This is a genomic window from Rhodococcus aetherivorans (genome assembly GCF_025722975.1).
Taxonomy (GTDB): Bacteria; Actinomycetota; Actinomycetes; order Mycobacteriales; family Mycobacteriaceae; genus Rhodococcus; species Rhodococcus aetherivorans.
The window spans coordinates 3643011-3655425 of sequence record NZ_CP106982.1 but is presented as its reverse complement, the minus strand read 5'-3'; the positions used below and the strand labels follow the sequence as shown (position 1 = coordinate 3655425).

The 12415-nt window shown below is 71.8% G+C and carries 11 protein-coding genes; 8 read left to right on the top strand and 3 right to left on the bottom strand.

Annotation, left to right across the window (positions count from 1 at the left end; all coding sequences use genetic code 11):
- Window positions 1-36: 36 nt before the first annotated feature.
- From OCS65_RS16415 to OCS65_RS16395, 5 genes are all read left to right on the top strand, one after another.
- The gene (locus OCS65_RS16415; protein ID WP_006941018.1) at window positions 37-2343 is read left to right on the top strand and encodes a RelA/SpoT family protein; all 2307 of its coding nucleotides are present in this window, start codon (window positions 37-39) and stop codon (window positions 2341-2343) included.
- Between the two features lie 147 nt (window positions 2344-2490).
- The gene (locus OCS65_RS16410; RefSeq protein ID WP_006941017.1) at window positions 2491-2646 is read left to right on the top strand and encodes a putative ATP-grasp target RiPP; all 156 of its coding nucleotides are present in this window, start codon (window positions 2491-2493) and stop codon (window positions 2644-2646) included.
- Between the two features lie 95 nt (window positions 2647-2741).
- Window positions 2742-3767 carry an MvdC/MvdD family ATP grasp protein gene (locus OCS65_RS16405; RefSeq protein WP_231772869.1) on the top strand — a complete coding sequence of 342 codons (1026 nt, stop codon included), beginning with the start codon at window positions 2742-2744 and terminating at the stop codon, window positions 3765-3767.
- The gene (locus tag OCS65_RS16400) at window positions 3764-4843 is read left to right on the top strand and encodes a TIGR04500 family putative peptide maturation system protein (RefSeq protein ID WP_231772868.1); all 1080 of its coding nucleotides are present in this window, start codon (window positions 3764-3766) and stop codon (window positions 4841-4843) included. Before OCS65_RS16405 ends, OCS65_RS16400 begins: the two co-directional genes overlap by 4 nt.
- A complete protein-coding gene (locus OCS65_RS16395; RefSeq protein WP_231772867.1) occupies window positions 4840-6984 on the top strand; it encodes a peptidase domain-containing ABC transporter in 2145 nt (714 codons plus the stop codon). Before OCS65_RS16400 ends, OCS65_RS16395 begins: the two co-directional genes overlap by 4 nt.
- Before the next feature lie 28 nt (window positions 6985-7012).
- Here OCS65_RS16395 and OCS65_RS16390 read toward each other — a convergent pair whose 3' ends face one another.
- The 3 genes from OCS65_RS16390 to OCS65_RS16380 form a co-directional block, all read right to left on the bottom strand.
- Window positions 7013-7807, bottom strand: a complete 795-nt coding sequence (locus OCS65_RS16390; protein WP_006941010.1) for a peptidylprolyl isomerase — start codon at window positions 7805-7807, stop codon at window positions 7013-7015.
- A gap of 112 nt (window positions 7808-7919) precedes the next feature.
- On the bottom strand, window positions 7920-8714 hold the full coding sequence (locus tag OCS65_RS16385) for a peptidylprolyl isomerase (RefSeq protein ID WP_043798141.1): 795 nt from the start codon (window positions 8712-8714) through the stop codon (window positions 7920-7922).
- Window positions 8714-9589, bottom strand: a complete 876-nt coding sequence (locus OCS65_RS16380; protein ID WP_029543489.1) for a peptidylprolyl isomerase — start codon at window positions 9587-9589, stop codon at window positions 8714-8716. The genes OCS65_RS16385 and OCS65_RS16380 overlap by 1 nt, the downstream gene beginning before the upstream one ends.
- 167 nt (window positions 9590-9756) lie before the next feature.
- On the opposite strand from OCS65_RS16380, the gene OCS65_RS16375 reads away from it, so the two are divergent.
- From OCS65_RS16375 to OCS65_RS16365, 3 genes are read left to right on the top strand one after another with little or no spacing between them, the layout of a single operon-like run.
- Complete coding sequence (locus tag OCS65_RS16375) at window positions 9757-10440, top strand: MBL fold metallo-hydrolase (RefSeq protein WP_029543491.1); 684 nt, start codon at window positions 9757-9759, stop codon at window positions 10438-10440.
- 56 nt (window positions 10441-10496) lie between these two features.
- A complete protein-coding gene (gene hisS / locus OCS65_RS16370) occupies window positions 10497-11771 on the top strand; it encodes a histidine--tRNA ligase (RefSeq protein ID WP_006940998.1) in 1275 nt (424 codons plus the stop codon).
- Complete coding sequence (locus OCS65_RS16365; RefSeq protein ID WP_373566475.1) at window positions 11758-12402, top strand: hypothetical protein; 645 nt, start codon at window positions 11758-11760, stop codon at window positions 12400-12402. The genes hisS and OCS65_RS16365 overlap by 14 nt, the downstream gene beginning before the upstream one ends.
- Window positions 12403-12415 lie beyond the last annotated feature (13 nt).

Sequence of the window (12415 nt, the reverse complement as noted above, 5' to 3'; positions counted from 1 at the left end):
TGCGTCCGGTGTGCATCGGCGACGGGAGGTGTGGGCATGACCCAGAATCTTGATCGGTCCCAGAATTCCGGTCCGACCCCGACCTCGGCGTCCACGTCGGCCTCCCGCCGGGTGCGGGCGCGGCTGGCGCGCCGCATCACCGGGCAGCGCGGCACCACTCTCAAGCCGGTGCTCGAGCCGCTGGTCACGATCCACCGCGAGCTGTACCCGAAGGCCGACCTGTCGGAGCTGCAGCGCGCCTACGACGTGGCGGAGGAGCGGCACGCGTCGCAGAAGCGCAAGTCCGGCGACCCGTACATCACCCATCCCCTCGCGGTCGCGACGATCCTCGCCGAGCTCGGCATGGACACCACGACGCTGATCGCGGCGCTGCTGCACGACACCGTCGAGGACACCGGTTACAGTCTCGAGCAGCTCACCGCCGAGTTCGGCGAGGAGGTCGCCCACCTCGTCGACGGCGTCACCAAGCTGGACAAGGTGGTGCTCGGCACCGCCGCCGAGGGCGAGACCATCCGCAAGATGATCATCGCGATGGCGCGCGACCCCCGGGTCCTGGTGATCAAGGTCGCCGATCGGCTGCACAACATGCGCACCATGCGCTTCCTGCCGCCGGAGAAGCAGGCCCGCAAGGCGCGCGAGACCCTCGAGGTGATCGCGCCGCTCGCGCACCGTCTCGGCATGGCGACGGTCAAGTGGGAGCTCGAGGACCTGTCCTTCGCGATCCTGCACCCGAAGAAGTACGAGGAGATCGTGCGGCTCGTCGCCACCCGGGCGCCGTCGCGCGACACCTACCTGGCCAAGGTCCGCGCCGAGATCAACGCGACGCTCGCAGCGTCGCGGATCGATGCCACCGTCGAGGGCCGGCCGAAGCACTACTGGTCGATCTACCAGAAGATGATCGTCAAGGGCCGCGACTTCGACGACATCCACGACCTGGTCGGCGTGCGGATCCTGTGCAACGAGATCCGCGACTGCTACGCCGCCGTGGGCGTCGTGCACTCGCTGTGGCAGCCGATGGCGGGCCGGTTCAAGGACTACATCGCCCAGCCGCGGTTCGGCGTGTACCAGTCGCTGCACACCACCGTGATCGGCCCCGAGGGCAAGCCGCTCGAGGTGCAGATCCGCACCCGCGAGATGCACCGCACCGCCGAGTTCGGCATCGCCGCGCACTGGCGGTACAAGGAGACCAAGGGCAAACACTCGGGCGACGTCGCCGAGCTCGACGACATGGCGTGGATGCGGCAGTTGCTCGACTGGCAACGCGAGGCCGCCGACCCCGGCGAGTTCCTCGAGTCGCTGCGTTACGACCTCGCCGTGAAGGAGATCTTCGTCTTCACCCCCAAGGGCGACGTGATCACGCTGCCGTCCGGGTCGACGCCGGTGGACTTCGCGTACGCCGTGCACACCGAGGTGGGGCACCGCTGCATCGGCGCGCGGGTCAACGGCCGGCTCGTCGCGCTCGAACGCAAGCTCGAGAACGGCGAGGTCGTCGAGGTCTTCACGTCCAAGGACCCCAATGCCGGGCCGAGCCGCGACTGGCAGTCGTTCGTGGTCTCGCCGCGCGCGAAGGCCAAGATCCGGCAGTGGTTCGCGAAGGAACGCCGCGAGGAGGCGCTCGAGGCCGGCAAGGACGCCATCGGCAAGGAGGTCAAGCGGGTCGGGCTGCCGCTGCAGCGCCTGATGAACGCGGACCTGATGCAGGCCGTGGCCAAGGAACTGCGGTACGCCGACGTGTCGGCGCTCTACACCGCGGTCGGTGAGCACCACGTCTCGGCGCACCACGTCGTGCAGCGCCTCGTCGCGCTGCTCGGCGGGGTCGGTGGCGTCGAGGAGGAGCTCGCGGAGCGGTCCACCCCGTCGTCCATTCCGACCCGGTCCCGGCAGAGCGGTGACTCCGGCATCCTCGTGCCCGGCGCGCCGGGCACGGTGTCGAAGCTGGCCAAGTGCTGTACGCCGGTGCCCGGCGACGAGATCATGGGCTTCGTGACCCGCACCGGCTCGGTGAGCGTGCACCGCACCGACTGCACCAACGCCGGATCCCTGCAGCAGCAGTCCGAGCGGATCATCGAGGTCAAGTGGGCGCCGTCCCCGTCGTCGGTGTTCCTCGTGGCCATCCAGATCGAGGCGCTCGACCGGCACCGGCTGCTCTCGGACGTCACCAAGGCACTCGCCGACGAGAAGGTGAACATCCTCTCGGCGTCGGTGACCACGACCGGCGACCGGGTCGCGGTGAGCCGCTTCACGTTCGAGATGGGCGATCCCAAGCACCTCGGGCACGTGCTCAACGTCGTCCGCAACGTCGAGGGCGTCTACGACGTGTACCGGGTGACCTCCGCGGCATAGAGGGTCCGCGGCGTAGCAGGATCGGCGACCCCACCTCGCCCATCCGCACGTCGCGGTCCGTCAGCCGACGCTAAGCGCATGCTAAGCGCGCTGCGCGATCGTTCTCCGCGCCGGACGGTCCGGCACATCCTGACAGAGGAGAACGCATTGCGTAACACCGTCATCACCGCCATTTCCGCCGAGGGTGCGGAACTCGACGAGGCGCGCCTCGCGACCGTGTCCGGCGGTCGCGCGTGCGAGGATCGGTCGAGCAAGACGATCGACATGTCGACCGGCGCGGTCGGTACCGATCAGGACTTCTGACGGACCGAGGACGCCGGGTGGGGAGGCGGCTCGCCTCGCCCACCCGGCGCTCGTCCGTCGACCGATCCGATCCGATCCGCCCCGAGGAACAGCTCATGAGCGCGCATCCCGCCCGCATCCTGGTGCTCACCCAGCCGGGTGACCCGCACGCAGACCACGTCGTCGACCTGTTGCGCCGGCGCGACGCCCGGGTCGTCGTGTTCGACCCCGCCGATTTTCCTGTCCACGCGTCGATCTCCGTCGGCTACACCGCCGGCGGTGCGGTCCGCCGCACCCTCGACCACCGCGGTGGGCGGATCGACCTGTCCGCCGTCGACACGGTCTGGTTCCGCCGCCCACGCAACCCGCGGGCGCACCCGGAGGTCACCGCCCCGGCGGTCCGCGAGTACGTCGAAAGGGAATGCGAGGCAATGACCTCCGCGCTCTGGGACGATCTGGACTGTCTCGCGGTGCCGGGAACGCGGGCCGCGATCCGGCAGGCGGCCCGCAAGACCGCCCAGCTCACCCTGGCCGGCCGTCTCGGGTTCGAGCTTCCGCCCACGATCGTGACCACCTCCCCGGACGAGTTCCTCGATTTCTGGGACCGGCACGAGGGGCAGGTGATCAGCAAACCGCTCGACCGGCCGTTCCTGATCGACGGTGACGACGGCTACTTCCGCATGTGCGAGCCTGTCACGACGACGGACCTGGGGTACGCGGAGGCGATGCGCCTGTGCCCGATGATCGTGCAGGGCTATGTGCCCAAACAGATCGAGGTGCGGGTGACGGTGGTCGGGCAGCGGGTCCTCGGCGCCGCCATCCACAGCCAGGACAGCAACCACACGCGGCTCGACTGGCGCAGCTACGACCCTTCCACGACCCGCTACAGTCGGCACGAGTTGCCGGCCGCGCTCGCCGCGTTGTGCCGCAGTCTGGTGGCTGAGCTCGAATTGCAGTACGGGACAATCGATCTCATACTCACTCCGGACGGCCGCTACGTGTTCCTCGAGATCAACCCGTCGGGACAGTGGTTGTGGATCGAGGACGCGACGGGTCTGCCCATCTCCGACGCACTGTGCGAGCTGCTGCTCGACGGTGCCCACCGCTCCCGGCGCCCCGCCGTCCAGGAGGTGCCCGCATGATCGCCCCGGCCGGCGCGGCGCTCGACGACGCTGCTCTCGGGCAGGCGCTGACTCTGCTCGCGCGCCTCAACACCGACCCGGTAGCGGCCGGGTCCGCGGAGGAACTGCTGGCGGCCCTGCGGGCGGAGCACCCCGGACTGCGCCTTCGCCTGCTCCGGCACCGGGAAGCCTACGGGGACACCGTGCAGTTCGGCCTGCTCGTCTCCGGGCCCCGCGGTGGCACCGTCACGCTGTCCTGGGCGCCGCCGTCGGAGGTGCCGTGGATGTTGCGCGGCGCGCAACGCAGCGCCGAATCGATGCTGCTACGCGTCAACGGCGAGGCGCTCGACATCCAGCACGCGATGGCGTATCTGGACGTGATGTGGGAGCAGACGGCCCTGCTCGACCGACTCGTCGACGTGTGTCTCGTCCAGCAGGAACTCGCCGAGAGCCCGGTGACGCTGACCGACGGTGAGCTGCAGGACGCCATGGACGCCTTCCGTCGCGCGCGCGGCCTGCTGACCCCGGCGGCGACCGCTGCATGGATGGCACGGCGGCACCTCGACCACGCGGCGCTCGAGGAGATGGTGGCACGCGAGGCCGCCGTTGCCGCGCTGCGCACGCGGGTGACGGTCGACCGCGTCGACTCGTGGTGCGCGGCGCACCGATCGACGTGCGACCGGCTCCGGATCGCCCGCGTGCGCTTCGCCGACCGCGCCGCCGCCGAGCGGTTCGTCGCCGCGTTCGCCGAGCGGCGACGCACCTGCGGCACAACGGCCGACGCGTTCGGCGCGGCGCTGACGGCTGTCGCCCCGTCCCGTCCGCTGGGGGCCGAGCTGATGGAGCGGACCGTGGCCGACCTCGACCTCGGCCTGGGCTCCGGCCTGGCCGATGCGGTCGCGCCCGGTGCGCTGCTGCCGCCGCGGGCGGTCGGAACGGAATGGGAAGTGGTACAGGTGCTCTCGCGCGCCGCCGCGTCCGAGTCGGACCTGCTGGAGCAGGCCTCGAGGCGGTTGTTCGACGAGTGGCTCGCCGACCGGCGCCGCACCGCCCGGATCGAATGGTTCTGGGGCGAGGCGGAGAAGACGCCGCGGTGACGCGCCGCATCCGGCCGCTCGCTCAGACCGGGATGTCCGATTGCGGCGCGGCGTGCCTGGCGATGATCTTCGCCTACTTCGGCGTCCCACGCGGCGTCGCGGACCTCGTCGACGAGCTGGGGGTTTCCCGCGACGGACTCACCGCCCTGGCGCTCGTGCGATGTGCCCGCGGCCACGGGCTCGACGTCCGCGCCTTCGGCCGCTCCGCCGACGCCGTCGCCGGGGGCGGTGCACAGCTGCCCGCCGTCGTGCACTGGGACGGCAACCATTTCGTGGTGGTCGAACGGTGCACGGAGCGGCACGTGCACATCGTCGATCCGGCGCGGGGGCGCCGGCGCCTGACCCGGGCACAGTTCCGCGACGGGTACTCGGGCGTGAGCATCGAGTTCGGCCCCGGCGACCCGTCGGTCTATCCGCCGCCGGCCCTGCCCGCCTCCCGGCGACGAACGATGCCGGCCCGGTTCCTGCACGGCCACCGCGCACTGCTCGCGTCGGTCGTGGTGGCCTCGATCGCGTTGCAGGCGATCGGGATGACGCTTCCGGTGGTCTCGGCGATTCTGGTGGACCGGGTCCTGCCGAGCGCCGACCGCCCGCTGCTGTACGCCGTGGTCGGTGCGACGGTCGTCGCGTGCCTTGCGCACGGTGCGGTCGGGGTGGTGCGCAGCCGGATGCTGGAGGCGCTGCGCCGGCGCGCCGACGGTGAGCTCACCGGCGCCGCCGTCGCGCACCTGCTGGCATTGCCGTATGCATACTTCGCTCGCCGGGGAACCAGTGACGTGGTGCAGCGGGTCTCGAGCGTCGGGGCGATTCGGGAGCTGCTCACCGGACCCGTCGTGGCGGCGGTGCTCGACGGGCCGTTGGCGCTGACGTACCTCGCTCTGCTGCTGTGGTGGGCGCCGATGCTCGGCGTCACGCTGATGGTGCTCGCGACGGTGCAGATCGTCCTGATCGTGGGCACCGGCCGCCGGGTCGGTCAGCTCGGTCAGGAAGAGTTGCGCGCGCACGCCCTCGCCGAGGGACGCCTGCTCGAGACCGTGAACGGCATCGAGACGGTGAAGGCCTCCGGTTCCGAGGCGGCTGCGGCCGCGCAGTGGCACGCTCTGTTCACCACCGCCCTGGACGCGGCGTCGCGCAGCGGCCGCCTCGAGGGTGTGGTCGAATCGCTGGTGGCCGGTCTCAGGGTGGCGGCGCCCGCGGTCCTGATGATCGTCGGCGTCGTCGGCGTGCTGGACGGACGGCAGACGCTCGGCGCCATGATCGCCGCGAACGGGGTCGCGCTCGCCGCGCTCGCCCCGCTCGGCTCGGTAGTGTCGGTGCTGCAGCGGCTGCAGTTCGCGGCGGCCCACCTGGCCCGGCTGCGGGACATCGTCGACAGCGACGTCGAACAGCACGGCCGGAGCGTGCGGCCCGCCCCGGCACTCAGCGGCGCGATCTCGCTGCGCGGTGTCGGATTCCGGTACGACCCGCGCTCGCCGTGGGTGGTGCGCGACATCGACTGCGACATCCCCGCCGGGTCGACGGTGGCGCTGGTGGGACCGTCCGGCTCCGGCAAGAGCACCCTCGCCCGCCTGCTGCTCGGACTCTACGAGCCGACGGAGGGACGGGTGCTGTTCGACGGACACGACGCCGCGGACCTGGAATCCCGTTCGCTGCGCGCTCAGTTCGGGGTGGTGACGCAGAACAGCGCCCTGTTCACCGGGACCGTCGCGCAGAACATCGCCGCGGGACGGGCGGAGGCCTCCCTCCCCCGCATCGTCGAGGCCGCGAAACTGGCGCACATCCACGACGCGATCGTCGCCATGCCGATGGGGTACGAGACGATGCTGCGGGACGGGTCGGGCCTGTCCGGTGGGCAGTGCCAACGGATCGCGCTTGCGCGGGCGGTGCTCGGCGCGCCCCGAGTGCTGTTGCTCGACGAGGCGACCAGCGCCCTCGACGCCGCGACCGAAGCGTCGGTCGTGGCGTCGCTGGGAGGGCTGCGCCAGACCCGGATCGTCATCGCGCACCGGCTCAGCACCGTCCGCACCGCAGATGTGATTATCGTGCTCGACGACGGCAGGATCGTCGAAAGGGGCGGCCATCACGAACTGCTGAGCCGGGACGGGCGGTACGCGGAACTCGTCGCCCTGCAGACGCGGTAGGTGGCCGGCCGCACTCACCCGGCCGCACTCACCCGACCGCGACGATCCGCATCGGGATCAGGGGGCGCCCACCGCCCAGGGGACTCGATCCGTCGTCGCCCGCCGCGGCGACCTCCTCGAGCGCCCGCAGGCCGGGTTCTCCGACGGTGCCGAACACCGAATACTGCGGCTGCAGCAGGGAATCGCCGAACACGAGCAGGAACTGACTGCCGTTGCTGTCCCGGTGCCCGGCGTTGGCCATCGCGACGGTGCCGCGCGGATACACGACGGGGGACGGCAGATAGCCGTTCTCCCCGCGGACGACCGTGACGGGGTACTCGTCGGCGAACGTGTAGCCGGGCCCTCCCGTCCCGGATCCGGTGGGGTCGCCGCACCGGAACATCTGCATCCCCGGTTCGTCGGTCACGTGATGGCACTCGGTCCCGTCGAAGAAGCCCTGCCGGGCGAGGCCGACGAAACTCTGCACCGCACACGGCGCTGCGGCGCGCTCGAGGACCAGCGGGACCGGACCCGCGGAGGTCGTCAGCGTCAGCTCCACCGTCCCGGTCGCGGGCACGGACGTCGACGCGGGCACGGTCGCCGTCCTCGCGGCCGGCCCGGCGGCACGGAACGCGCAGGCGACGGTGGCGGCCGCCGGTTCCGGCCGCGGCGGCATCGCAACATAGGCGGACGGGTCGAAGCCGGGGGAGGTGGCGGCCGCGGTGGTCGTCGCCCGCAGCGCGGCAGGGGCGGGCCCGGTGTCGGAAGCGGCACACGCCGCAGCCGCGAGTGCTGCGCCGAGCGTCGCGGCCAGGCGCGCAGCAATGGAGGTACCTGAGGTCACAGACACGGCACAGTAGACGATCCCGTCACAATCCGACAGACCCCTGCCGGCGGCGGGGACGCGAACGCCCCGCCCACCGGCGGGTGGGCGGGGCGTTGGGAGACGCGCCGGATCAGTCCGTGCGGACGGCGGTCAGCGTCGTCGGCGCCGCCGGTGGTCCGTCGGGTCCGCCGCCGTCCACCCCGGCCGCGGCGATCTCGTCGAGGGTCGCCAGGCCGGTCTCGTCGATGGTGCCGAACACGGTGTACTGCGGCGGCAGGATCGAATCGCCGTAGACCAGGAAGAACTGGCTGCCGTTCGTGCCGGGACCGGCATTGGCCATCGCGAGCGTGCCCCGTGGGTAGATCATCGGATTCTGCGCCTGCGGATCTCCGGCCGCGTACTGGTCGGTGGGGAACTCGTTGGCGAACTCGTAGCCCGGTCCGCCGGTACCCGTGGCGGTGGGGTCGCCGCACTGCAGCACCGACAGCGTCGGGTCGGTCGTCAACCGGTGGCAGTCGGTGTCGTCGAAATACCCCTGGGAGGCCAGCGACAGGAAGCTGCCGACGGTGCACGGGGACAGCTCGCCCCGCAGGGCCAGCCCGATGTCGCCCTGGGTGGTCGCCACGGTGACGTCGGTGTCGGTGGTGGGGACGGCCTCGGCGCGCGGCGGCTGCACCGGCTTCGCGGCCGGTCGCCCGTCGGACGGGTACGCGCAGCTCACCGTATCGGGCAGCGGCTCGGCCCGCTGGGCGGGCAGGGCCGGGAAGTCGGACAGCGACGGTGCGGACGTCGGTGCCGAGGCCGCGGTGCTCGACGTGGACGTCGCGGACCCGTCGTCCGGGTCGCCGGAGCAGGCGGTGAGCAGCAGCGCCACACCGACCCCGGCCACGGCGGCCCGGGCAGCGCCGGATCGGGTACGGGTCATCAGTCCATCCTCACACTGGTCAGGGAGATCGGCTGGGCCGGCGCGCCGTCCTGGCCGCCGCCCTCGACCCCGGCGGCGGCGACCGTGTCGAGGGTCGCCAGGCCGGTCTCGTCGATGGTGCCGAACACGGTGTACTGCGGCGGCAGGATCGAGTCGCCGTACACGAGGAAGAACTGGCTGCCGTTGGTGCCGGCGCCGGCGTTGGCCATCGCGACGGTGCCGCGCGGGTACGTCAGCGGCTGCGTGGCCGCCGGATCCTCGGGCGCGTACTGGTCGGTGGGGAACTCGTTGGCGAACTGGTAGCCGGGGCCGCCGGCGCCGGTGCCGGTCGGGTCGCCGCACTGCAGCACGGCGAGCGAGTCGGACGTGGTCAGGCGGTGGCAGGCGGTGTCGTCGAAGTACCCCTGCGACGCCAGGGACAGGAAGTTGTTGACCGTGCACGGGGAGGTGTCGTTGTGCAGGACCAGGCCGATGTTGCCCTGGGTGGTCTCCACACTGACGCTGATGTCGGTATTGCCCTCGCCGGTGGTGAGGATGCCGTCGGTGCGCGGCGGCTGCACCGGCCTGGCCGGTTCGCCGCCGGGCGGGTACGCACAGTTCACCGATTCGGGCAGCGGTTCCGACCGGCCCGCGGGCAGCACCGCGAACTCGGTCTGCGCCGGGTCGGTCGTCTCCGACGCCGCGGTGGAGGCGGCGTCGTCGCCGCCGCGGCCGAGCACCCAGATGCCGACGCCCGCCGCGACGACCGCGGCCACACCGAGCGCCGACAGACCGATGGTCAGCTGGCGGCGCTTGCGCGCCCGCTGTGCCCGCCGTTCGAGTTGCCGCTCGAGTTTGCGTTTGGCGGCCTGGCGCCGCTGTGCGTTGCTCGGCACTGCAGTAGTCCTCCCGTAACCGATCGTCGTTGCCGGTCCCAGCGTCGCCGCTGGAACCCGGCTCGAGCCGGATCGAGTCTGCCACCCCAACCTGAGAACCGGGCGACGGGGAGCCCGGCCTAGGCTGTAGGGGCCACGCGAAGGCCCACACCGTAGGAGCGATGCCCGTGCTCGTCACCGGATTCCCCGCCGGGATGTTCCAGACCAACTGCTACATCCTCGCGCAGGACGACGCGAAGGAATGCGTCGTCGTCGACCCCGGGCAGGATGCCGCCGAGCCCCTCGCCGACTTTCTCACCCGGTCCGGACTGACGCCGCGCGCGGTGCTGCTCACCCACGGGCACCTCGACCACATCTGGTCGGCGCAGGCCGTCGCCGACCGCTACGACATCCCGGCCTATATCCATCCGGACGACCGCTACATGCTGACCGATCCCGGGCGCGGCATCGGCCCGACGTTGAAGCCGTTCCTCGAGGGCGCCGAATTCGCCGAGCCGCGGACCGTGATCGAACTGGCCGACGGGGACGAGATCGAGCACGCCGGCATCCGGTTCGCCGTCGATCACACCCCGGGGCACACCCAGGGCTCGGTGGTGCTGCGCACCCACGCGACGACCCCCGACGGCGGCGACGTCGAGATCGCCCTCACCGGCGACACCCTGTTCCAGGGGTCGATCGGCCGCACCGACCTGCCGGGTGGCAACCACGAACAGCTGCTCGCGTCGATCGCGGCGAAACTGCTCGTGCGCGACGACGCCACCGCGATCCTGCCCGGCCACGGCCCGTCCAGCACCATCGGCCAGGAGCGGGTGTCGAACCCGTTCCTGGTGGGGCTGGCCGGCTCCCGCTGACCCCGGCCCCGGGCCGGCCCGGCCTCCGATCCACCGACGAGAGAAAGCAGCGACAGTTGAGCAAGCCCTCCACGTTCTCGGCGCCCAAGGGTGTACCCGATTACGTCCCCCCGCAGTCCGCGGAGTTCGTCGCCGTGCGCGACGGGCTGACCCGCGCGGCGCGGCTGGCCGGCTACGGGCACATCGAGCTGCCGATCTTCGAGGACACCGGACTGTTCGCGCGCGGCGTCGGCGAGTCCACCGACGTCGTCAGCAAAGAGATGTACACGTTCGCCGATCGCGGCGACCGGTCCGTCACGCTGCGCCCGGAGGGCACCGCGGGTGTGATGCGGGCGGTGATCGAGCACGGCCTCGACCGTGGCCAGCTGCCCGTCAAGCTGAGCTACTCGGGCCCGTTCTTCCGGTACGAGCGCCCCCAGGCCGGCCGGTACCGCCAGCTGCAGCAGGTGGGCGTCGAGGCGATCGGCGTCGACGATCCGGCCCTCGACGCCGAGGTCATCGCCGTCGCCGACGCCGGATTCCGCAGCCTGGGCCTCGAGGGGTTCCGCCTCGAGATCACGTCCCTCGGCGACGAGACGTGCCGCCCGCAGTACCGGGAGTTGTTGCAGCAGTTCCTGTTCAAGCTGGACCTGGACGAGGAGACCCGCCGCCGCGCCGAGATCAACCCGTTGCGGGTGCTCGACGACAAACGCCCCCACGTGCGGGAGATGACGGCCGACGCGCCGCTCATGCTCGACCACCTTTCCGACACGGCCAAGGCGCACTTCGACGAGGTGCTCTCGCATCTCGACGCGCTCGGCGTGCCGTACACGATCAACCCGCGCATGGTGCGCGGCCTCGACTATTACACGAAGACGACGTTCGAATTCGTCCACGACGGGCTCGGCGCCCAGTCCGGGATCGGTGGCGGCGGCCGCTACGACGGCCTGATGGCGCAGCTCGGCGGCCAGCCGCTCTCCGGTATCGGCTTCGGGCTCGGCGTCGACCGCACGGTCCTCGCGCTCGCCGCCGAGGGCAGGACCGCGGGCAGCCCCGCCCGCTGCGAGGTGTTCTGCGTGCCGATGGGCGAGGCCGCCAAGTCGACGCTGGTGCCGATCGCCCACCGGCTGCGCGCCGCCGGCATCCGCGTGGACCTGGCGTACGGCGGTCGCGGCGTCAAGGGCGCGATGAAGGCCGCCGACCGTTCCGGTGCCGTGGTCGCGCTCGTGCTGGGGGAGCGCGAACTCGAGGCCGGCGAGATCGTCGTCAAGGACCTGCGCACCGGCGAACAGCACACCGTGCCGCTCGACGACGTGGTCGCCCGGGTCGGGGACGTCGTTGCCCGCACCTGACCCGTCGGCCCGTCCCGCGCCGACCCGTCTGGACCTGATCCCCGCGCGGGTGCTCGCGCCCCGCGCCGGGAGAGTCGCGGTGTTCTCCCTCCTGATCGGCGTGGTGGCCGGTCTGCTGGTGTACCTGGTGTCCAGCCCGCTGGTTGCGGTCGTGTTCGGTGTGCTCGTCGGGGTGCCGCCCGCGGTGGGCGCCCTGGCGGTGCTGCGCCGGCACCGCTGGATCGACGGCACCACGGTCACCGCGAAGGGGGCGCTGCGCACCCGGCGGGTGGAGCTGCGCAACCTCGCCGGGGTCGAGCTGGTGGTGTCGGCGCTGCGGGTGAGTCAGGTGGTGTTGCGGCTCAACGACGGGGATCGGCTCGTGTCGGTTCCGCTGGCGTTGTACGCGAACGGCGGCTGCCGGGAGCTCGACGTACTGGCGTTGCGCCGACTCGCCGACGCGCTGGCGGCGAGCGAGCTGGCCTCGGCCGCCGCGATGTCGTCGGTGCTGGTGGAGCAGCTGCGGGCGGAGGCCCGCGACGCCGGGCTCGAGCAGCGGCCGCTGTACCGGGCGGTGCTGCTGGCCCGTGACGCCGGGCGCGTGCCGCAGACCACGCTCACCGACCACGAGGTGGCCTCGCTCGTCGAGTGAGCGCGGACCGATT